This is a genomic window from Candidatus Jettenia sp. AMX1, assembly GCF_030263775.1.
GTDB lineage: Bacteria > Planctomycetota > Brocadiia > Brocadiales > Brocadiaceae > Jettenia > Jettenia caeni.
Genome location: NZ_SZPP01000001.1, coordinates 54,045 through 77,645, shown reverse-complemented (window position 1 = coordinate 77,645; position 23,601 = coordinate 54,045). Strand labels below are relative to the sequence as shown.

Here is a 23,601-nt window from a genome sequence, read left to right as displayed (position 1 = left end):
TACAACCTCTGATTAAATTCTTCATTTTGAGGTTATAAATATTAAAGATGGCAAAAACAAAAAAAAATATGGTAATTGTTGAATCCCCTGCAAAGGCGAAGACGATTGGTAAGTTTCTTGGCTCGTCTTTCTTTGTCTGTTCATCGATGGGGCATGTGCGAGACCTGCCAGAAAAGAAACTATCAGTTGATGTGGAAAATAATTTTACACCTGAATATAAAGTAATTCCCAGCCGAAAAAAATTAGTTTCAGAATTGCTTGGTGATTCAAAGAAAGCAGACGCTATTTATCTCGCATCCGATCTTGATCGTGAAGGGGAGGCTATCGCCTGGCATCTATCTCAAGTTCTTGAATTACCCGAGAAAAAGGTGCATCGGGTTACCTTTAATGAAATAACAAAAGACGCTATCCTGGAAGCCTTTAAGCATCCTAACCCTATCAATATGGCTAAGGTGAATGCCCAGCAGGCGCGAAGGATACTTGACCGACTGGTAGGTTATCAGTTAAGTCCTTTACTCTGGAAGAAGATTACGAAGGGGCTTAGCGCCGGTCGTGTTCAATCCGTTGCTGTTCGGCTCATTGTGGAGCGTGAAAAAGAGATTAAGGAATTTACACCACAAGAGTACTGGAAGATTACTGCTGAATTAAAGCGCATCTCAGAGAATACAGATAAACCTGAAGATAGTAAGGCTTTTAAGGCCATTCTTCAAAAATTTAAAAATGAAAATATTGAAATAAAAAATGAACAACAGGCGAAAGGCATTGTTGATGAACTTCAAAAGGCAGAATATCGTGTTGCGAGCGTAAAGAAGCAAACGAAACGTAATAACGCACCACCGCCCTTCACAACAAGTCTTTTACAGCAGCAAGCGTCTACGCGGCTGCAATTCAGTGCAAAAAAAACAATGCTTATTGCCCAGCAGCTTTATGAAGGTATTGACATAGGTACACAGGGTACTGTCGGACTTATTACGTATATGAGGACGGATTCTTTCCATATCTCAGAACAAGCGCTTTCATCCTGCCGGATACACATTGCTGATACCTATGGTAAGGATTATCTCCCGGAAAAACCTAATATACATGCATCCAATAAACAAGGCACGCAAGGCGCCCATGAGGCTATTCGGCCTACTGTGGTAGAATATACGCCTGAATCTATAAAGGATTTTTTAACAAAAGACCAATATAAACTGTATGAACTGATATGGAAACGGTTTGTAGCCAGTCAGATGCAACCCGCTCTCTATGCTGTGACAGACGTTGAAATAATTTCAGGATTGTATACCTTTAAGGCTAGAGGGAGGGTATTACTTTTTGATGGTCATACCCTCATTTCAGGACACGAGATAGATAAGGATGAACAAATCCTCCCGCCGTTGGAAAAGGATCAAGGGCTTGAATTAATAACATTATCACCTACCCAACATTTTACTCAACCACCTCCACGTTTTACCGAGGCTTCTCTTGTTAAAACTTTAGAAAAGATGGGAATAGGGAGGCCAAGCACTTATGCTACCATTATCTCTACAATACAAGATAGGGGATACGTCAAACAAGAGAAACGTGCGTTCTATGCCACGGAATTAGGGATGTTGGTTACTGAAAAGCTCATTGAGCATTTTGCTAAAATAATGGATGTAAAATTTACTTCCCATATGGAAGGAGAACTTGATAAAATTGAAGATGAAAAAATTGATTGGCTTACGGTGCTGAAAGAATTTTATGATCCTTTTAAAATGGATTTGGAAAAAGCAATGGGAGAGATGAAGAGCGTAAAGGGTACTCCTGAAGAAAGTAATCAAGTCTGCACTTTGTGTGGGCAACCTATGGTTATACGGTGGGGGAGGCACGGGAAGTTTTTGGGATGCTCAGCGTTTCCTAAATGTAAAAGCACTCTTCCTCTCGATGAGAAAGGTGAGCCAGCACAACCTGAAACGACCGAGCAGAAATGTGAAAAATGCGGCAATACTATGGTTGTGAAGACTGGCCGGCATGGAAAATTTCTGGCCTGTTCCGGATATCCGGAGTGCAAAAATACAAAATCTCTTAGTGGTGAGGCGACAAAGGTTGAACCAACCGATGAAAAATGTGAGAAATGTGGAAGTTCTATGGTTATTCGCTTTAGTAAGAAAGGCCGGTTCATGGGTTGTTCTGCCTATCCCAAATGCAGAAATATTAAGCCTCTTCCTACGGGAGTAAAGTGCCCTCAGGAAGATTGCGGTGGCGACTTAATACAACGCAGATCAAAACAAGGCGGGATATTCTTTGGATGTAGTAAATATCCGGAGTGCGACTATATTACAAAAGAGCTGCCAACGATTCCCCATGTATCCGAAGAGAAATAAGGAATAAAGAATGAATACTATCGGTGATTGATCTTGGTGTTCAGGTTTCAGGAATTATTCAAAACAAATAAAACTTCCTAATGATATTCCTGTAAGATATTTCTTTGGTTTCATTTATTTTAGTGTTACAAATCCTTTGTTTTTTACAAATATACTTACTGCCCCGGTCTTATCTAAGAATTCATCCATAAGCGCCATAAATTCTATAACGGAGTCTACTTCTCTCGTTCCTACTTTTGTAATCAAATCACCGGGTTTTATACCCGCATGTTCAGCCGGGCTATCTGATTCGACATCAACGACCAGGACACCTTTCTCACCCTCGAAACCTAGTGATTTTGCGATTTCAGGAAGGAGCTCATTTACTACCAACCCTAAAGAAAATTTTGTTGGCTCATCCAGTTTTTGAATAGCAGTATAACTTTTGCCTGCAAGATCTTCCGGTTGTGGTTCCACCACAACTTCTAACGCATTTTCTGCACCATCCCGTATGATCTTTACAATAATCGCTTTGTTTACCTTTGCATGTCGAATAGCATGCTGAAGATCTGTTGTATTTTCAATTTTTTTCCCATCTAATTCTGAGATAATATCGCCGGGAAGAATGCCAGCCTTTGATGCAGGGGTATCACTCCAAACTTCTAAAACAAATGCTCCCTTTTCTATTGGTAACTGTAAACGATGAATAATCTCCTTTTTGTTTTTTAGACCAAGTACCCCTGCCAAATCGTCATTAATATCGTGAGTTCCTACACCCAAATACCCTCGTACGACAGTTCCTGTAGTTATGATATTTTCAGCTGTTTCTTTTGCAATACTAGCAGAAATGGCAAATCCTACACCCTGAAAACCTCCGGACCGAGTGGCAATAGCGGTATTCACTCCAATTATTTCTCCCCTAAGGTTAACAAGCGGTCCTCCACTGTTTCCAGGATTAATAGCCGCATCCGTTTGAAAAAAGTCTTCATAAATAAAAGGGAGCACAAATGGGATAACGTGAGTTCTTCCTTTGGCGCTGATAATACCCATAGAAACTGTTTGGTGATACCCAAAAGGACTACCAATTGCAATAACCCAGTCGCCCACTTGTACATCTTCTGAATTACCGAATTTAACCGGTAAGCAACCTTCTGCTTCTATTTTGATAACAGCAAGATCGGTATTAGGGTCGATACCAATGATCTTGACGCTTTTATATTGTTCTCCATTATAGGTAATCACTGTGATTTCATCTTCAGAAAAACCATCGATAACATGGTTGTTCGTTAAAATATAACCATGCTCTTCTACAATAATACCGGAACCTAGCCCTTTTTTGGGTATATCTTCCATGTGAGGATCGCGTTTAGATGGAAAATGCTGCGATGGGGGGATGGGTTCTGTTTCGGAAGTGCCGCCAGGATCCCGTTTTTTTTCCGTACTTAAACTGACAACTGATGGACTGACAAGTTGTGAGACTTTCCGGAATGTCTGGATAAGTGGCTGGGTTATCTTTTCAAGCTCTAATAGTTCTTGCCTTAATTTATCAACCTCATTATTTTGGTTTGCAAAAGTAAGGGGATTATTGAAAAAATAGAGGAGGGTTACTACCACAAATAAATAAAACATTCTTATACATTTACATTTCATTTTTTTTCTGTAGGAACTTTCAATTTATAAACTAAATATCCGCTACCTGCAAATATGCATACATTTACGAAAAAAGTTAACATAACAATCCTTTTAGCTACTATAGGATTGTTTGTTCTGTATACTCTTGAAACAGCGTTAAAGGTAAAATATATAATTGAAATATATGCTAAACATAGTAACGCAATCAAGATGAATTTTTTGAACGGTTTCATGTAACTGAATTAAATTTACTGCTGAATTATGTTTAATAGACAATAATTAAGAATTTATATTCAGGGATTTGCTGGAAGTTCGGTTTTCTTTTTTATCTCTTCTTTTATATCCAACTTTACCATTTCCAGTCGGTTGGCTAATTCAATTTCAGCTTTCTGAATATCATGTATCTGCTTATTAAAATTTTCCTCAACAGTCTGATAATTAGCCTTTAAATTGCAAATATTATCATGCATAATTTTGACCAATAGTTCTATCTCTTTTACATTTTGCTGAATATCCTTGCCATGTACCTTTATGTTATCCACTTCGCTATGCAGCCTATTCCCATCGTTTACCAATAATGAAATAGATTTGGATACATCATCAATCCTTTTTTCCAACATCTGATTTGTTTTAGAAAGCTCGGCTATCTTGCGATCAGTATCCTTTTGCCATCCTTTTGAAGCAATACTGCATCCATATGAAAACAACGTTAAAAATGAGATACCAGCACATATTATTACCTGTTTTTTCATTGTTCGTGATAATTATAATTCAATTGTGTATAAACACAAAGATAAATTTTTTAGAAAAGGGGAACTTTTTTTGGGGTATGGATGTTTTTATTAGTAATTGTTCTCCTTAAGGCAAGCTGACTTTTCGCTTTCCTCCTTTTCTTCGAAAGTCAGCTTGCCACTTTTAATAGACTTTTTACTAATTTTCTCATATCAAAAATACTTGGTCTTCAATATACTGTACAGGCGTATCATAAAATATATAATCAGGAATGTACTCGATAATCTCTTGTTCAATTGCTTTTTATATTCTTTGTGTTATAATAGGGAATAGTTTTATACAGTTCTTTTCTTTCAATAGTTTATAAATAGGGGGCGAAAGGATTCGACCGGATACGTTGAGGTATAGGCGGCGTATTGAGGTTGTCAGGCGGCCTCATTAAAAACCTGGCAAAATGATTTAAATGCCGAATATCCAATGGCAATGGCTGCTTAAGTGTAGCCACGTTTAATTAACCTTACCTGCGAGATTAATTAAACGACAACGAGCAGGATAGTTTAGTTCCTGTGCTCGGTGGGAACTAAGCGAACCTTTAAACGGAGCTAGTCATGAGAAATCCTGTCTATTGGAGTTTTTAATGGCGAAATTAAAAAATAGACTATGTACGTAGAAACCTATGCTGAAATATCCAGGGACGCGGGTTCAATTCCCGCCGCCTCCACCATAACTTATTAATAATTAAGGACTTATAAAAGCAGTTTTACATTCAGTGACAGGCTGGTGACGGCCTTATCTTTCAACGACAAATTCGATATGTAATTTTCAACTTCCCCCAATCGCTGTGAGCATATTTTCCGTGGCCTAATAGATGTGATCCACTAAGAAGTGGTACCCCTTTCAGGAAAAGAAGCTGTTAAAGCTTTTCAAAAAATAGTTTGGCAGATTTAGGTCCAGCACTTATTTGTAAACATCTCCTCTTGCTTCCTCAGCAGCCTTTATTTGTTCCATAAGCTCATTACTTGATAAAATTTCAAATGTTGCCTCTGCATCTTCTTTTTCTTTGAGATAATTGAGAAAATCAATAGCAACTTTTACCTTATCCTCTCTGATGACACATTAAGCGAGCGGCATGACACACCTTTTATGGCACACTTCTGAGACATGTCACATTCATTATTCTTATTTTGAATAACCTGCTCTTGATTGCCGCATAATATTTTTTAATAAAAACAGTAAGAAAATTGAAATCAAAAAGAGTAAAATTTACATAGCGGTAAAATTTAAAATAAGATTTGAATGTGCAATATTTTAGAATATACCCTCAATTTAAAAAAAAATAACCACAACGTATATCATACCCATCCATTATCCTTATAGTTTATTTTGATCCAGACCCATCCATCGCTTTTCATGGTATATTTTTTGATATAACAAATGTTTAATCTTAGAGCTAAAGCAAAATTTGTCTTAGAAATAAGGTTTTCTCCGTTGTTCATCATGTGTCTTTAGCAGATATTGTTCGGTAACTGGTTTTCCCAGGGTGAATTTTTTCTAAATTATATGGTAATTCGAAACATATTATACGGAGATTAGATATGGGCAGCATGTATGGATTTTCAGCACAAAAACGGATCAATAATCCCGCCATCATACTTGATAAAATGTTCAGGGCTATTCCCTCCCCATGTTTATCGGCCAATCATCAGTGGACTACACGAGAAGGACTCGTAGGTCTTGGAACAACTTATCCTGCAAAAGCCAGTGCATCCAAATATTATGCTGAAGATTTATCAAGCGGTATGTATTGTATTTTTGATGGTATTATATACCGCGATAATAATGATCTAAACAGAAAGAGCCTTGTAGAAACTGATGGAGCTGCTTTTTTACTTGAGCAATATCAGAGATCAGGGACTAATTGTTTAAGGAATATCAATGGCAGTTTCAATGTAGCCTGGTGGGATGAAAAAGCACATCGGTTAATTTTAGCTAATGATAAGTTAGGTCACAACCTCTTATTTTTGGGTATTCGGGATAACATCCTTGTCTTTGCATCCATGCTGGCACGGATTATGGCAACCGGCATTTTATCCTCTGATATAGATATAGAGGGGTTTGCTGATCTATTAAACTACGGATACATTCTGGGTGAAAGAACCCTTTTCAAAGATATCCATGTTCTGCCACCCGCCAGTTTTCTTACCTGTGAAGGAGGTAAGGTATGCATCAAACAATATTGGCATTTGAATCAGGTGGAATCTCATGGAAGGTATGATAAACAACGGTTAGATGAACTGGAGAATACTTTTAAATTAGCAGTAAAGCGTTCTATTCTGCCGGATAAAACATGTGCTATTGACCTGACAGGAGGACTTGATTCACGGTGTATATTAGCAGCCGCTGTAAACCAACGATTACCATTTATTACCCATACCGGTGGCCAACCGGATACTACGGATGTCGTAATTGCCAAAAGATTGTCTGCTCAAATTGGAGTACAGCATTGTTTTGAATCAATTAACCCACAAATGTTAAGCGAATGGCTCGTTCCTATGGTACTTTATCAAGGGGGTATTTTTGCAACCATTCATTGTCACCCTTGTCAACTTCTCTATTCTCCGTTACCATTCGATGCAATAGTGCAGGGAACCGGAGGAGAATTTGCCCGGGGCGCCGATTGGGTCTCTCCCGGCGACCTCCGTATCAGCAATCTTACTACTGAGTTTATCATGCGCCGCTTATCATCAAGAACAGCTCAATGCCTAAACATGGAGCAGCTTTGGAAACGGGAATTCAGATTCATCGGCATGCATGCTCCGCGCGAACATTTACATAGCTTACTTGCGGGATACAAGCCAAAAGATTCTCCTATTGCTGTTATGAAGTACCTTTCTCTTAACGAACTTGGGCGTAAATTCCTCAATAAGGCAATTTTAATTGCGCGTGGCAGCAAGGGTGCATATTTTCCCTACTTTGACCATCAATGGGTAGAGGCTATCGCCTCTATTCCCATATCTGAACGAGTAAACAATAGAATACAAACTGATTTAATTAAGAGGCTTTGTCCCGAAATCAAAGATATCCCCTATACCCATGATCCTTTTCCTCTGCTAGCTCCTTTGTGGAAAATCCTTATGAGAAAAGGGTATAGAGTAGTTAAACGAAGAACGTTACAAAAGTTACAATTTACTAATATTAATCCTGATGAAGTTCCCAGCACCTATTATTTTCGTTGGTCCCGTAAGGAAATGTACAATACTTTCACTGAACTCCTCTATAATCCTCATGCTGCATTTCGAACCTATCTTAACTGGAAAACCGTTGAAACCTTGCTCAATCAGCATTTTACAGGCAAAAAGAACTGGGAAATCCTTGTAGCTGCTCTGACCGTATTCGAAATCTCTCATAAACTATGGGTAGCTCCCTATAAACCTTACACCGATGACCATGTTATTCCATTATTTTTACCATCTGATTTGAAAAAAGCGATTTGAAAAAGCCTGTTAATATAAACAAGTTTACTGTATGGCAAAATGGATGAATACCATAATAAATTTTGTAGCGTAATACTAAGGCAATTAATTATGAACAATACAGAATTAAAGGAATTTATACTTACTGTTAAGCAAACTTGCCGGAAAACATCTTATTCACCTCGTGGGTTTCTTTCTCCCATAAGATTGTTGTACCGATTACTACAGCAGTTCGACCGTAAATTCAGAGTTAATGCATGGGTTATATCAGGAGATAGATCACTGAAAACATCCATTACTACTATCTTCACAGGAAATAAAAAAAATAAAAATTATCTTAATAATCTGCTATTCAATAATCTCTGTAGCGAGGTTCATATTGGCAAAATATGGAGATGGAATAGTATCAAAATTGTTCATAAAAAACCTCCGGGTTGTTCTCTCAGAATTTCAGAGATTCATAAGAATTCCCGCAAATTACCCGGTAATAAGGCAAGTTTCTTTATCCCATGCTGGGTTGGTGGTGAGGCGGATCTCTCAGCAGACATTTCAACTATTATCCATAAAAAGAGCCTTAATTCAGATCTGAATAAAATAAAACAAGGTAACATACAATTCGAGATTACCAAAGAGAAGAGCCGGTTTGATAATTTTTATTATACTATGTATTTGCCCTATGTTACCCGTGTTCATAAGAATAGAGTTATACCATTGTCATACGAGACGATGAAAAAAAATTTTAAAAGATGTGATTTACTTATGGTTAAAAAAGATAGTGAGTTTATTGCAGGCCAACTGATTATTTATAATAATGATATACCGCGTCTTTGGTTTACAGGTCTTAAAAATGGTAACACTGATTATTTAAAATATCACATAACAGGCGCAATGTATTATTTTGCTATGACTTATTTGAAACAAAAAGGTTGCAAAAGAGTCCATTTTGGATTAACAAGGCCTTTTTTAAACGACGGTGTGTTCCAGTATAAAAAAAAGCGGAATTTACAAATTACAGATTCATCAAAAATTGGATTTTTGATTCAACCACTCGGGAAATTAACAACCGTAAAAGAATTCTTTTTGAAAAATCCTTTTATATACTTAGAGAAGGGTAAGTTCTATGGAGCAGTGTTTATCGATAATGACCAATTACACTCTCAAGAGGATTATGAAAAGATATACGAAACTTATTATATAAAAGGCTTATCAAAGTTAACTATGTATCTCTTCGGTGATAATCAAAAAAATATGAAAGAAGCTATTCCTCCTAAACTATTTGGCAGAATGTCTCTACATTCTGCCGAAACTTTATTTGAGAAATAAAATACCGTGCCTGATACCTATCCCTGTTTCTCTGTCAAAGATCTTAGAATTATCTAAGTACTTCTCATAATTTTGTAAGATCATTACCATGAGTATTTCAAAATTAAAAGAATTAACAGTTATTACCAGATTAGCTTGCCAGAAAACCCCTAACTGTTTTCATTGGCTGTTTTCTCCCATTAAGTTATTGTACAGATTAATACGTCAGCTCAATCAGAAATTTAGAGTTAATGTGTGGGTTATATCAGGAAAGGAATCTCCGGAAACACCTATTATCTTTGCAGGAAACGGAAAAAACAAAAATTACATCGGAACTTTGGCATTTGATAGTTCCTGTAACGAAATTAATATGGGCAAAATACGGAGGGGTAATCTTCCTAAGATAATCAATAAAAAGTATCAAGATTATTTCCTCAGGATCTTAGAGGTTAATAACACTTCTCATAGAGTATCTGATGCTGAGAAAGGCTTCTTAATTCCTTGCTGGATTAGTCAGGAAGCAGATATTTCTGTTGATACTGCAACACTGAGGAAATATGAGAAGCAAATAAACAAATGGAATTTGCAGTTTGAGATGACAAATGAACGATACCAATTCGATAAATTTTATAATACCATGCACTTGCCCTATATTACTAAAGTTTATGGGAATGGAGCATTTCTCATGCCATATGAGAATATGAAAAAAAATCTTAAAAAATGTGATCTGCTCCTCATAAAAAAAGATAATGAGCATATAGGAGGAAATCTGATTATTTATGAAAAAGATGTACCTCGCTTATGGTCTCTTGGCATTAAAGATGGCAATACTGATTATTTAAAAACCGGTGTAACAATAGCTATAGATTATTTTGCAATAAAATATTTGAAACAAAAAGGTTATAAAAAATTGAATTTTGGAGGAACACGGGCTTTTTTACATGATGGTGTATTACAGTATAAAAAAAGATGGGGTTTACAAATTGTGGGATCATCAAAAATGGGATTTCTGATTCAACCACTAACCAAATCAGTGAATGTAAAGAACTTCTTTTTAAGAAACCCTTTCATATACATAGAGGAAGATAAGCTCAATGGTGCCGTTTTCATCGAAAGTGACCAATTGTGCTCTCAAGAGGATTTAAAAAAAATATATAAGAACTATTATGTAAAAGGTCTGTCTAAGTTAAATATATACCTATTTGGTGATAATGAGAGAAATACGGGAGAAATTATCCCTCCCGAATTACGTGAAAGGATGTCGATACAATTGTTTTAGTAGTTATTTAACTGATATTCCAGAAAGAAAATGAAAATACCTCAAGAGAAGATTCTTCTATCACTTTACTTTCTTAGCATGGTAATATAATGACACATACCATCCGGTATTGCCAGGAACTCTGTATGGTGAGTAACTTTATAATTGAGAAGAAGGATGTGATAAGAATTTTCCGTCTATCATTCTCTTACTCCTTTTTATTTCTGTTGGGTTATACGGCTTTTTGAAGAATTCCCTATTTGCTATGTGGATAAAAGGCGCTTTTACTCTACTGATATTTCTTTGGATTCAAATTTACTTTGGAATTATTCATACTTTGATGCAAAAAGAAGTATGCTTCGCTAAGGATATAGAAACTATTGAAAAAGAGTATGATAAGGTTGCGAAGAAGATAAAACAGTTCAATAAGGACCATCCCTTATTCATGATCACAGGAAAAATTAAAAATCGGGAAGATAAGTCCATTCAGGTTTGGGGATTAGCAATACCTCGGGATAATAATCAGAATATTTTTGGCGCAGTTTGGAATGATTCCAATATTATCATTGAAAATCCTGGTCAAAATGGCATCCTGATAGATCATTACCAGGGTGAACATAATTTTTTTAGGAAACAATACGGAAAGAATATTTTTGGATCACCCGTGCCTGTTTGGGTATATGGAGATGAACCTGAGCGGTTGAAGCTGCAAAATTTCTTATCTAAACTGAAGGGTAAAATTGAAAAATACAGACAGGCAGAATTTGAACAGGGAAAAGGTAAAGAAGTGAGGCTTACCGTTGAACGGAAGAGACTCGAGCAGGAAAAGATTAAGATTGGGAATAGTATAGAAGAGATAAAACGGGAAATAGTGAAATGTAAGGAGAGTTCTGAACTGGCAAGGCTTCATCTTAAAGATAGTCTGAGAATAGTTCAGGAAATGCTGAAAACGACTCAGGAAAGCCCCGGACAGACAGAATCTCAGCTAACGGAAAGCCTTAAAAAATTTCAAAAATTGCTTGCGCAGGAAAAGCTGGAATTTGAAAAGAATTGGGAAGAATTTGAGCAGGCAGAAGTGAAAATGAAACAAAGCCGGGAAAAACTCGAACAGGCCAATAGCAGGGAAGAGCTTAAAAATGCAGAACCAAGGCTGAAGGAGCTTTTAGAGAAGATGAAACGGTATCGGGAAGGATTTGAGACAAAAATAAAAAATCTAAAAGAGGGCAAAGAGTTTTTCACGAATTATAGACTCGAAAAAGGATGAGGTAAAAGGTAGTAGAGACGCATGGTGATGCGTCTCTACGATTAACCATCAAATCCAATAATTAGTTACTGATTATATAAGTCTTGTATCTCCTGATTCTTATTTCTTTTTAGTACTTACAGTTTTTGCTTCTTCCTCTGCAAGAATAGTATCATATAAAAATGCGGCGATGATACTACCTGCAATTGGACCAATCCACCAGACATAGTGATGGGTAAATTGGCCTGATGCGAGAGCCGGACCAAAGGAGCGTGCAGGGTTCATTACCCCGCCGCTGATAGGACCTCCTATTAAGACGCCGAATAGTACGACCAGGCCTATTGCCAATCCGGCAAATCCGCTATATGCCCTTTTATCAAGAACTGTTCCACAGAATGTTAGAACGAGCAAGAAGCTAATAATGGATTCCATAATAATACCTTGAAGAACAGAAACTTCATTTCCCAAAGTACTTGTACCTAAATAAACCGTGTACAGCGCTTCGGGAAATAATATTTTTAATGCAAAACCTGCTAATGAAGCGCCGAGGATTTGCGATAGTATATACTTAATTGCGGTATCCGGATTTATTCTTCTGGTGACCCAATGAGCAATGGTAATTGCTGGATTGATATGCGCGCCTGAAACATAACTAATGGCATAAATTACTGAGGTTGTTGCCAGACCAAAAGCAATCGAAATTCCTAAAATACCTAAACCCTGTCCACTGCTTTTTCTCAGATAATAATCTGTGCATACCGCACCGGCTGCAATAAAAACAAGGGTAAATGTACCTAAAAATTCTGCAACATATTTTTTGAATGCATCCATCGATTTCTCCTGATTGTTTTAAAGATATTGTTCAATGGAAATGTTAGATGAATTTAATAACTTTCCCCTGCAACCCTGAAGGTGCAGGTTATAGTGTCTAACAGATGAAACCGAACAGAATGGACTATGAATAATTATACCATCACGGACAAACAAGTTTGTCCGTGCCACCCGGTATAAACTACTGTTCGGTTTCATCCCTTTAATACTGTAATTGAGTACTTCGATCATGGAATTTTCCGACATTCATTATAGTAAAGAAAGCAACTGCTTATACAGAGAATGAGGAAATTTGTCAAGCATTTATTTCATGAATAACTCTTTTACCCTTTCAATAGCTGCTTCCTTTGTTGTGAGATTTCCGTCAAGTTGTTCATCCTCTATTTTCGTTAAAATCTCTTTAAATAAAGGACCTGGCTGTAGTCCCATTGCTATGAGATCATGTCCTGTTATAAGAGGTTCCGGTTTAACCTCCTCACGGCTCAATTTCTGAAACATCTCCTGACAGTAATCGTAATCTGACAGATCGCCACTGCTGGCAAGTGCATCGGCACGGCATAATTCCGCCAATTCCGGATAGCCTTCCTCTGCAAATAGTCTCTTCAGCTTGTTAAGCCGCATCTTTTGGGCATCCTTAAAGCAAAGGTGTTTCAAAACGAGCCAGCGAATCCGTTCCTTATCGTCTGTAGAGGTTTTTAACCGATCACAAATTTCGGTTGCCATATCTGCCCCTACTTTCTCGTGCAGATTGAATCGGATTCGATCTGTTACCGTAAAAGTAACGGCCTTACCGATATCGTGCAACAGTACTCCCATGGCTAGTGTCCATGATGGGTTTTCCATCTTGGATAAAGCTAGCAAAGTATGGATAAACACATCGCCCTCGGGGTGAAAATTTTCCGGCTGTTGTACACCTCTGGTATTGGATACCTCCGGTAATATTTCTTGTAAAAGATGAAGCTCTTCCAGGAGTTTGATGCCGATATGGGGATTAGGACCGGTTATTATTTTTTCTAATTCTTCCCGTATGCGTTCTGCGCTGACCATGTGAATTTGCGGCGCAAGCTGCATAATTGCCTGTTGTGTATCTTTATGGATGGAGAAATGAAAGCGGCACGCAAATCGGGCGGCCCGTATCATGCGTAACTTATCTTCGGTAAATCGTTCGATAGGATCTCCAATAGTGCGAACAATCCCTGCCTCGATATCTTTTCGCCCGCCAACATAATCAAGTATCTCATCTTTTACCGGATCATAGAGGAGACCATTTATAGTAAAATCTCTTCGTTTTACATCGTTTTCGGGAGTACTGAAGCTTATCCGGTCGGGATGGCGTCCGTCGCTGTATGAGTCCTCCGTGCGGAAGGTTGCTACTTCAAAATTATGTCCTTCTTTAACGACAATAACAACGCCAAATTGTATTCCTACGGGAATGGTTTTCTGAAAGATTCTTATAACATCGTGAGGCATGGCATCCGTGGCAATATCGTAATCAAAAGACTCCTTGCCCATAATCATATCGCGTACACATCCGCCCGCAAGAAAGGCCTTATAGCCATGTTTCTGCAAAGTTTGTACGATTTGAACAGCATATTGTTTGATGGTCATTTTTACGGTAATTTACCAAAAGTTGATTTTCGTTGAAGATGTTGCATTCGCGGGAGCAGTAAGGCCGTTACCACAGAAGTTTGTTGCATTATCTATGGGGAAGCGGCCTACTGATTATAGAAAAGAAACCATAGGGAACATACTAAGAACTTTCATAAAAATTAATGCTTGATCCATATATTCCTGTAATAGATTGACTGTTATGGTTTATCTGTTCATTCTCAGTAAACCAAGATGGGGTTCTTTGAAGGAATAGAGATTATGGACACTGCCTTCAGTTTGAGCAGATTGTGAACGCATTTCAAATCGCAGTGTATCATCATATAATCCCTTGTGAAGTTCCTGAATATTTTTGGATCCAAGTTCCTGGAATGAATGCAATAAGCTTTGCATTAAATATTGGACAAAATGTACAACAGAACCTTTATCTACAACAGTACCTGAAACACCCTGTGAAACCTTTACCCTGTCTTCAGCAGAGAGATATCTTTTCCCTCCTCCTTTTTCCATTGCCTCTTGAGAAGCCATACCCCGGTATTTTTTAACGCGCATCCCACCTTCGTAAAAATATTCTCCGGGCGCCTCGCTCGTTCCTGCAAGTAAACCACCCATCATAACGGTGCTTGCACCCAGGGCCAGCGCTTTTACAATATGCCCGATATGGGCTATACCACCATCTGCAATAACGGGTATATTGGCGTATTCCCTTGAGAATTTTGCCGTATGATATACCGCTGATCCTTGGGCCCTTCCCACAGAAAGGGTATCCTGCGTTATACAGATCGAACCGCTGCCCATACCGATACGGAGCGCATCTACCCCGGCATCAATGAGTGACTTGCATTGTCTGGCAGTAACGACATTTCCGCCGATTACATCAAGATGCGGGTATTTTTTCTTGATATGGTGTACCATGTTGATTTGAAAAACAGAATCGCCCTGAGATGAATCAATTACGATAACATCTACACCTGCCTTCACCAGTTCATCGAGACGTTCTTTATCATCTTCACGGGTAGAGAGCGCAGCTCCTGCGAGGAGTTGTTTATCTCTGTTTTTCGATGAAAAGGGGAAGTCATTGTTCTTGAGCAAATCAGTACGGCTCATGAGAGAGACGAGGCGGCCTTGCTTATCAACAATGGGAAGTTTTCCCTTCTTACTCTCCTTGAGTATCTTGTTACCCTCTGCCAGAGATATACCAGCCGGAGCCGTAACCAACTGAGTGGTCATTACCGCTTTTAGTTTTTTAGTCCGGTCTTCTTCAAAATCCGTATCCCGCTTGGTTACAATACCGATGAGTTTCGAATGTAATGTGCCGTCCTCTGTAATGGGGATACCTGAGAAGCCATACATCTCTTTGAGAATATCAACGTCCTTAATGGTATGATTTGGGCTGAGGACAACAGGCTCAGAGATAAATCCATTCTCAAATCTCTTGACCCGACGTACTTCTTTTACCTGCTCCTCAATAGTGTTATTGTAATGGATAATGCCGATACCCCCTAATAAAGCCATGCTAATAGCCATCTTGGATTCAGTTACCGTATCCATAGGAGAACTGACCACAGGTCTTTTAATCTTTATGTTACGGGTAAGATTGGTTTCGAGACTTATCTCATCGAGTGAAAAATTGATATGACCTGGAAGCAGGATAAAATCGTTGTACGTAATACCCCCCTGATACTCAAAAAATGTTTTTGCATCCAGTCCGTTAGGTGACATAAGAGTTGTTTTATTACCTCCGATGTAAAATTGTTATTTGGCTATAGAATTATTTTGTAGCTATTATAGTAATCTTACTGCTATAAAGTTATGAAGATACGAGGATAATACAATCTTTATTCTTTACAGGTGTCTTTCTTTGTGTCTTTTTGCCTTGTAAGTTAACTTATATTATTATACCATCATATGGTAATTAACGAAACTATAAATTGCCTGAATTATCCAGTAAAATCAATGCTTTCATGTGCTTAAAACATTTCTGTTTTCTCTCATTGTAGTCAACTTTTTCCAAAATCGCAATTCCTGCCCTTAAACTCTCTGGACAATGGTGTGCATAACGCCGTGTCATAGTAATATTGACATGACCTAACAATTTTGAAATAGTATACAGATCAACCCCTCTTTGTGCAAGGCGTGTTGCAAAGGTAAGCCTTAGGTTGTGGAAGCGGAAGTCATCAATCCCTGCTTTTTCCCTAGCAATAATGAAGTGCTCCGTTACCCAGCTTATACTGATTTTTTACCCACGGTATTCGTAAATACCAAATTTGTTTTTATACTTCTTATCCGGGTTTTTCTTCCAAAATACCCATCGCAATACTTGTTAAAGGAATAGTTCTTGCCCTTGCGTTTTTCAACTTCTGAATAACAATTGTCTTTTGCAGAAATTACCCTATCCCATGTTAGTGAAAGCAATTCGTCCCGCCTTAAATCCTGTATGTAAGGCTATATGTAAGGCTAATAGTACTATCTCCCGTAATCACCCCGGTATGTTCTCCAATAGCCGCCGCTCGCCTTCCTCAGATAACCACTTGCCATACTGGTTGTTTTCCTTATCCTTGGGAATTTTACTAACAGGGTTTTCCTTTAGCCATTCCCTAATAGCAATAGTAAACATTTTGGAAAACATTGCCTGCTTTAAATTATACGTACCTGGTTTAATACCTTTACTGTATTGCATGGCCTTGTATTTAGATATCTTTTTAGGAGTTATTGAAGTCAACTTCATATTACCAAAAAAGGGAAGCGAATGATTCAGTGTTGTTTTGTAGTACATTTGTGTTCTTTTTGAATTTTTAGGAGCATATTCCAACATGAAACGGTCTGCCATGTCTTTAAAAGTCTTATCTCCACCCTCGCACTGATTAAAATACTTACCTTCGATAAGTTCTGTTCGTAACTTAGTTTCAATAGACTCAGCAAGCTTCTTGTTATCGATCTCGAGGCTTCTCTGTATTTGCCTTCCCCGGCACTTGATACATGTCCACCAAACTCGCCACGTTTAAATATAAATTCCTCTTCTTCCGTGACCGGAAGGTATCCTTATGACTGTGTTAAAAATTATATATGCTTTAACTTACATCTGCAATAACCTTATGAAGAATTTTCTCGCGGTGCCTGGTATCTTGTTTCAGGAAAGCCATAAAAGAGCCAATGTTATTCAGATCAAAGAGTATTCGCCGCCCAAGTTTAATACTGGGGAGCCGTCCTGTTCTTGCCCATTCGTATAGTGTTTAATAAGATAATTCATTACGAAGAGTTTGTACTTATCGTACTTCGCTTCTTTGAATAGGGCATGACCTTTGAAGTACGCATTGAATGCCGTTGTGTATTTCCTGAACATTTGTGAAATCAACAGAAAATCGTAGATTCGGTGAAAATTTTTCGCCTCCTTTGCCTCAAAAGAGCAAAAATCTTTCGCTAATTCAACGCAAAACAATATCTTCAATAAGCTTTTTATCTTTCCATACATACACCTATTATTTCCCTTTAGATATCCCTTGAAAGGAATTAAGCCTGGGTTGCCAAGTAGTAACAACTTTTCCCAATGATCAGGCTAGCCTTGTTTATGACTTATAATCAATATGTTGTACAGGAAAAAGATTATGATGCAACTAATAGCAGAAAGTCAAAAGGTTTCTTATTTAATCTTGTCTGTTTTTAAATTTTCTTGCACCTTTCGATATGTATTGATATCGTAATATTGTCATTTTTAATAGGTAGAATATTCGATGTTAAGGATAATACGAAGATCTCAATTCTTAATAGAGGCATTCATGATACCAAGATAAGAATTCTTGAAGGTAAATGTGTTAATAAGGTTGGCTAAGTATCTAACGAATGGATTAAACAATATCGAGAGCTAAAAATTTGCGTTTAAATCTGTAAAAAACTTAAAGATGTAAAGTGGGCAAAAATGGCTTCTTCCGGTAATTTAAATGAAGCAAGGTCGTCTATGAAATTGCATATAATATATAAGAATAGTATGTTCATTAAATACTTGTTTTACTTGACTTTTAAATATGTTTAACGATAGTATGCCGACAATTATAGAATAATGAATGTTATATGCTTTCAGAACATCAAAAAGAGTTAATCAATTCCATAATTATTGTTAAATTGAATAACGAAACGATTTAGATTTTATTATGGCTGATGTCCATAACAAAGCCACTCGCAGTTTTAATATGAGCAGAATCAGGTCAAAAGACACAAAACCTGAGATGATGGTACGTAAGTTTCTGTTTGGAAAAGGTTACCGTTACAGACTGTATGACAAGAAACTCCCCGGCAAACCCGATTTGGTTCTCTCTAAGTATAAAACTGTAATTTTTGTCCATGGATGTTTCTGGCATGGACACACAGGATGTAAATACTTTGTAGTACCCAAAACGAAAACAGAATGGTGGCTGAACAAAATAAACAGGAACAAAGAACTTGACCGGAAAAGCGTAAAGAAACTGAAGACGGATGGTTGGAAAGTAATAATAATCTTTGAGTGTAAACTGAAAGATGGCAAAGCCGGAAAAACATTGGAAAACATAGCAAATCGAATAGAGGCAAATGGAAATACCAATCATTGACATATTTGCCGGCCCGGGCGGACTTGGTGAAGGATTCAGTGCTTTACTTCATTCGGAAACAAAACGCAGAGTATTCAAAATAGTACTTTCAGTCGAAAAAGACGAGTACGCCCATCAAACCCTGACTCTGAGAAGCTTTTTTCGTCAGTTTGCCTCCGGAGAAGTTCCTTCGGACTACTATGAATTTGTTAAAGGAAATATTTCCCTGGCGGAACTCTATAAAAAATGGCCGGTACAGGCCGGAAAAGCAAAGGCTGAAGTATGGCTTGCTGAATTGGGAGATGGCAAAGAGTTCGTATCCAATAAAACAGTGGACGAAAAAATTAAAGAGGCTCTCAGTGGCAGAAAAGATTGGCTATTGATTGGATGCCCGCCATGCCAGGCTTATTCTGTTGTTGGCCGATCAAGAAGGCAGGAAAAAATTCTTGATGAGAAAAAAGACGAGCGTGTCGGGCTGTACAAGCAATACCTGAGAATCCTTGCGATACACAACCCCGCAGTATTTGTAATGGAAAACGTAAAAGGATTGCTTTCTGCCAAAACGCAGGAAAGTCCGGTACTCTCCAAAATACTCAGTGACCTTGCTGATCCGGTAAAAGCTTATCTTTCTGAATACAGAAACAATGGAATTAAGTTAGACTGTCCGGGATACCGGATATATTCCCTTGTGGCTGAACCTGTATCCTTTGATGCCAATGACAATCCCGTTTTCAGGCAGGAGGATTTTATTATTTACTCTGAGAAATATGGTATTCCACAAACCCGGCACAGGGTAATACTTTTGGGCATACGGAATGATATTGACCACAAGCCGGGAATACTTAAAACGCAGAAAGAGATTCCTGTTTCATCTGTACTTAGCGGATTGCCCAAGCTCAGAAGTACGCTCTCCAAAGCAAGAGATAACGGAGAAACATGGAAAGCATCTGTGAAGAAAATACTGTCAAAAGGTGTGTTGTCTGACATTGACGAAGAAGTGAAACAGGAAACTGTAAGGCAACTTGATAAAATAGCCCTGCATCAAAAAGAATCAGGCGGAGAGTATTTACCATACACAAAAACTGGAACCGGATACTGCCTGGACTGGTATCTGGATGAGAAGCTTGATGGAGTATGTAACCATGTTTCAAGAGGCCACATGGAAAGTGATTTGCTCCGGTATTTTTTTGCATCCTGCTTTGCGAAAGTAAAAAAACGATCTCCCAAACTGGAAGATTTTCCGTTTGCCTTACTGCCCGCTCACAAAAATGTGCAGGCCGGGATTGAAGGCAAGAAGTTTGCGGACAGGTTCCGGGTTCAGCTATGGGACAGTCCATGTAAAACTATTACCAGCCATATTTCAAAAGACGGTCATTATTATATCCATCCTGACCCGACACAATGCAGAAGTTTTACCGTGAGGGAAGCAGCCAGAATCCAGACCTTTCCGGACAATTACTATTTCCGCGGGCAGAGAGCTTCGCAGTTCATTCAGGTGGGAAATGCGTACAATTGACTATTGTAATACATCCCCAATGAAGCTGGCAGAATAATACCGGTCAATCTTCAACCACAACGCAATTTGGCTGAAAAGCAGTACAGAAGAGTCCTTCCTCGAATTTTTTGAAAGATATGGAAAAATGATAAAATCTAAGTTTTTTAATATATTTGAATGGTATAGGGAAAGATTACAAATAATTAATGGGGCTTTGTATCATCTGAAATATTAGAATATTACTGCTATGCCAAATTACTATTTTAAAGATGATATTCAATCATTTATCACTAAAAGCACTGAAGAGATTATTGGTCAAATTACCATCTCTAATCAGTTTGATTCAACATTGAATCAAAACAAATCCTGGGAAGTTCAGATTTCAATCTTGAAGGAAGCATTACAAAATTTTAATGGAACTATCTTTTTTGAATTTTCCATACCCAGGATGGGAAAGCGTGTAGATGTATTGGTTACAATCAAAAATATTGTATTTGTTATTGAATTTAAAGTGGGTGAGCATAAATATTATCGTTCGAATTTTGAGCAGGTTTGGGACTATGCTTTAGATCTGAAGAATTTTCATGAACCAAGTCATAAGGCTCTGGTAGTACCTGTTTTGGTCTCTACCGAAGCTAAACAATCATTTATTGAAATTGGCACAACATCACATAATGACAATTTGTTACTTCCATTAAAGAGTAATAAATTTGACTTGCGAGAGGCAATAAAAAGTACTGTTGATTTTTTCAATGAAGGAGATGAGTTAAATGCGGAACAATATTCTGCGGGCCGTTACTTCCCAACACCCACAATTGTGGAAGCCGCTCTTTCACTGTACAACACACATACTGTTGATGAAATTACAAGAAGTGATGCTGGCGCTAAGAATTTAACAAGCACTACATTAGTTATATCTCAATTAATTTCTAAGGCTAAAATTGAACAGAAGAAAATTATTTGTTTTGTAACAGGTGTTCCTGGTGCTGGCAAAACGTTGGTTGGGTTAAAAGTTGCTACTTCCCATCTCGATGAAGAAAATGGAAATGCCAGTGTTTATCTATCTGGAAATGGACCCTTAGTTGCAATTCTTCAGGAAGCACTTGCCAGGGATAAAATTAAAAATGAAAAGGTAAAAGGAAACAACCTGACAAAGGGTAAAGCAAAAGCTAGCGTGAAGGCTTTTATTCAGAATATACATCATTACAGGGACGCTTATTTGGTTGACCCTAATCCGCCTTACGATCATGTTGCTATTTTTGATGAAGCACAGCGAGCTTGGAATAAAGAACAGACCGTAAAGTTCATGAAGCAAAAGAAAGGGCAGCATGATTTTGACTATTCAGAACCTGAATTTTTAATCTCTTGCCTTGACAGACATCAAGATTGGGCGGTAATTGTTTGTCTGGTTGGCGGTGGACAAGAAATAAATACTGGAGAAGCAGGCATATCAGAATGGTTTTATGCAATCAAAAACAGATTCACATCATGGGAGGTTGCCATTTCACCAAATCTTACAGATTCTGAATATGCAGCAATAGAGGCAATATCTCAATTAATGAATGTAACCAAAGTTAGTTTAAATCCTGATTTACATTTATCCGTCTCTATGCGTTCATTCAGAGCTGAAAATCTTTCTCTCCTAGTCAAATATATCTTGGATTTGGATATTAGTTTAGCTCGTCAGACATATTCAGGAATTTCAAATAATTATCCAATTATACTTACACGAGATTTGATAAAGGCTAAGAAATGGCTCAAGGAGAAAGCGAGAGGAAGTGAGAGATACGGACTAATCGTTTCATCTCAAGCGCAAAGACTTAAACCATATGCAATTGATGTTAAATCTCCAATGAATCCTGTGTATTGGTTTTTGAATGACAAGGACGATGTGCGTTCATCCTTTTATCTGGAAGATGTGGCAACTGAGTTTCATGTGCAGGGTCTTGAATTGGACTGGGCTTGTGTTACATGGGATGGGGATTTACGTTATTCTGAAAATGGCTGGAAAACATTCTCTTTTGCTGGTAATAAATGGCAACACATTCATAAAGAGGAAAGAAAAACTTATTTGGTCAACGCATATCGGGTTTTGCTTACCAGAGCCAGACAAGGAATGATAATAGTTGTGCCAGAAGGTAGCAAAGAAGACCATACAAGAAAGGCTGAGTATTATGATCATACTTACAATTATCTGAAAAGCATAGGTATAAAAACAATTTAGACAATTTCGAGTTTTTGAATTTTTTATCTTATCGACAGACTACACTGCATTGCCGCTCATTTGAGTGCTTTTGTTGATTTGCAGGTAAAAAGCTGGGATAAGTTGCGGGATATAAAAATCGAAATACTTCCTGATGAAAAGCACACTGAAAAACAGTTTCTTCTGGTGCTTCTTCTGAATAATCAGCACAGCGATATTTTCTCAGCACTTTGCGAAGACCTCGTACAGCAGGTTGCACATGTTACCCGGGAAACAGAGCTTATCAAACAGTTGCTGCTCCGCCTGGAAAAATGGCGTCTGCTTTTTGAGAAAATGGGCCAGCAGGGACTTTCAGAAGAGGCACAAAGGGCGTTGTATGGAGAACTATATTTTCTGAGAAAGTTTCTGCAAAACATACCTAAACCGGATTATTGTATTAATTCCTGGAAGGGCGCGGAAAAATCAGTCCAGGATTTTCAGTTTGCTGACTGGGCGGTTGAAATCAAAACTACCCATGGTAAAAACCAGCAGAAACTTCATATTTCCAGTGAACGACAGCTTGATATTTCTCTTGTTCCAAGAATTTTCCTGATTCATTATTCGCTTGAAGTCCGCCAGAATCATGGAGAGACATTAAACAGTATCGTTGATAATTTACTCAAAATGTTGTCAGGAAATCCGTCTGCACACAATGTTTTCAGACTCAAATTACTGGAAGCAGGTTATTTTGATATTCACAGGCCCCTCTATAACAATACAGGCTATTCCATAAGGCAGGAAAACATTTACCGGATTACGGATGATTTCCCGAAAATCACAGAGGCCCAGATACCTTCCGGTGTCGGAGATGTCCGCTATTCTCTCATTGTATCGGCCAATGAAGATTGGACACTGGATGAAAAGCTTTTGTTTCAAAATTTAAAAGAGGATTAAAA

The 23,601-nt window shown here is 37.9% G+C and carries 17 protein-coding genes and 1 other RNA gene; 10 read left to right on the top strand and 8 right to left on the bottom strand.

The window, feature by feature from the left end:
* Positions 1-47: 47 nt before the first annotated feature.
* Positions 48-2,348, top strand: coding sequence for a type I DNA topoisomerase (gene topA / locus FBQ94_RS00325; protein ID WP_007221678.1), 2,301 nt, complete (start codon positions 48-50; stop codon positions 2,346-2,348).
* 114 nt (positions 2,349-2,462) lie between these two features.
* On the opposite strand, the gene FBQ94_RS00320 is transcribed toward topA, so the two are convergent.
* Entirely contained in the window at positions 2,463-3,956 is a 1,494-nt protein-coding gene (locus FBQ94_RS00320) for a trypsin-like peptidase domain-containing protein (protein WP_007221679.1), read from the bottom strand.
* A gap of 296 nt (positions 3,957-4,252) precedes the next feature.
* Positions 4,253-4,711 carry a hypothetical protein gene (locus FBQ94_RS00315; RefSeq protein WP_007221680.1) on the bottom strand — a complete coding sequence of 153 codons (459 nt, stop codon included), beginning with the start codon at positions 4,709-4,711 and terminating at the stop codon, positions 4,253-4,255.
* Positions 4,712-5,061: 350 nt separating this feature from the next.
* Between FBQ94_RS00315 and ssrA the strand changes: the two genes are divergently transcribed.
* The 5 genes from ssrA (at position 5,062) to FBQ94_RS00290 (ending at position 11,988) form a co-directional block, all read left to right on the top strand.
* Positions 5,062-5,415: a transfer-messenger RNA gene (gene ssrA / locus FBQ94_RS00310) on the top strand.
* An 871-nt stretch (positions 5,416-6,286) separates the two neighbouring features.
* Positions 6,287-8,185, top strand: a complete 1,899-nt coding sequence (locus tag FBQ94_RS00305) for an asparagine synthase-related protein (protein ID WP_007221681.1) — start codon at positions 6,287-6,289, stop codon at positions 8,183-8,185.
* Between the two features lie 90 nt (positions 8,186-8,275).
* Entirely contained in the window at positions 8,276-9,487 is a 1,212-nt protein-coding gene (locus FBQ94_RS00300; RefSeq protein WP_007221682.1) for a GNAT family protein, read from the top strand.
* A gap of 88 nt (positions 9,488-9,575) precedes the next feature.
* Positions 9,576-10,745: a GNAT family N-acetyltransferase gene (locus tag FBQ94_RS00295; protein WP_007221683.1), complete on the top strand. Its 1,170-nt coding sequence runs from the start codon at positions 9,576-9,578 to the stop codon at positions 10,743-10,745.
* A 319-nt stretch (positions 10,746-11,064) separates the two neighbouring features.
* Complete coding sequence (locus FBQ94_RS00290; protein ID WP_285441914.1) at positions 11,065-11,988, top strand: hypothetical protein; 924 nt, start codon at positions 11,065-11,067, stop codon at positions 11,986-11,988.
* A 99-nt stretch (positions 11,989-12,087) separates the two neighbouring features.
* Here FBQ94_RS00290 and FBQ94_RS00285 read toward each other — a convergent pair whose 3' ends face one another.
* The 6 genes from FBQ94_RS00285 to FBQ94_RS00265 form a co-directional block, all read right to left on the bottom strand.
* Positions 12,088-12,798, bottom strand: a complete 711-nt coding sequence (locus tag FBQ94_RS00285) for an MIP/aquaporin family protein (protein ID WP_007221685.1) — start codon at positions 12,796-12,798, stop codon at positions 12,088-12,090.
* A gap of 303 nt (positions 12,799-13,101) precedes the next feature.
* The gene (locus FBQ94_RS00280; protein ID WP_007221686.1) at positions 13,102-14,406 is read right to left on the bottom strand and encodes a CCA tRNA nucleotidyltransferase; all 1,305 of its coding nucleotides are present in this window, start codon (positions 14,404-14,406) and stop codon (positions 13,102-13,104) included.
* Between the two features lie 207 nt (positions 14,407-14,613).
* Positions 14,614-16,128 carry an IMP dehydrogenase gene (guaB, locus tag FBQ94_RS00275; RefSeq protein ID WP_007221688.1) on the bottom strand — a complete coding sequence of 505 codons (1,515 nt, stop codon included), beginning with the start codon at positions 16,126-16,128 and terminating at the stop codon, positions 14,614-14,616.
* A gap of 202 nt (positions 16,129-16,330) precedes the next feature.
* Entirely contained in the window at positions 16,331-16,609 is a 279-nt protein-coding gene (locus FBQ94_RS17400) for a tyrosine-type recombinase/integrase (RefSeq protein WP_352246043.1), read from the bottom strand.
* 276 nt (positions 16,610-16,885) lie between these two features.
* Positions 16,886-17,236 carry a phage integrase gene (locus FBQ94_RS00270; RefSeq protein ID WP_040543684.1) on the bottom strand — a complete coding sequence of 117 codons (351 nt, stop codon included), beginning with the start codon at positions 17,234-17,236 and terminating at the stop codon, positions 16,886-16,888.
* A 330-nt stretch (positions 17,237-17,566) separates the two neighbouring features.
* Complete coding sequence (locus FBQ94_RS00265) at positions 17,567-17,878, bottom strand: hypothetical protein (RefSeq protein WP_040543685.1); 312 nt, start codon at positions 17,876-17,878, stop codon at positions 17,567-17,569.
* 676 nt (positions 17,879-18,554) lie between these two features.
* Here FBQ94_RS00265 and FBQ94_RS00260 point away from each other — a divergent pair.
* The 4 genes from FBQ94_RS00260 to FBQ94_RS00245 all read left to right on the top strand — a co-directional run bounded on the left by FBQ94_RS00260 (position 18,555) and on the right by FBQ94_RS00245 (position 23,599).
* Positions 18,555-18,989, top strand: coding sequence for a very short patch repair endonuclease (locus tag FBQ94_RS00260; RefSeq protein WP_040543686.1), 435 nt, complete (start codon positions 18,555-18,557; stop codon positions 18,987-18,989).
* The gene (locus tag FBQ94_RS00255; RefSeq protein ID WP_007221693.1) at positions 18,970-20,484 is read left to right on the top strand and encodes a DNA cytosine methyltransferase; all 1,515 of its coding nucleotides are present in this window, start codon (positions 18,970-18,972) and stop codon (positions 20,482-20,484) included. The genes FBQ94_RS00260 and FBQ94_RS00255 overlap by 20 nt, the downstream gene beginning before the upstream one ends.
* 226 nt (positions 20,485-20,710) lie before the next feature.
* Positions 20,711-22,687, top strand: coding sequence for a DUF2075 domain-containing protein (locus FBQ94_RS00250; RefSeq protein WP_007221694.1), 1,977 nt, complete (start codon positions 20,711-20,713; stop codon positions 22,685-22,687).
* Between the two features lie 60 nt (positions 22,688-22,747).
* On the top strand, positions 22,748-23,599 hold the full coding sequence (locus FBQ94_RS00245) for a PD-(D/E)XK motif protein (RefSeq protein ID WP_007221695.1): 852 nt from the start codon (positions 22,748-22,750) through the stop codon (positions 23,597-23,599).
* The last annotated feature ends 2 nt before the right edge of the window (positions 23,600-23,601 follow it).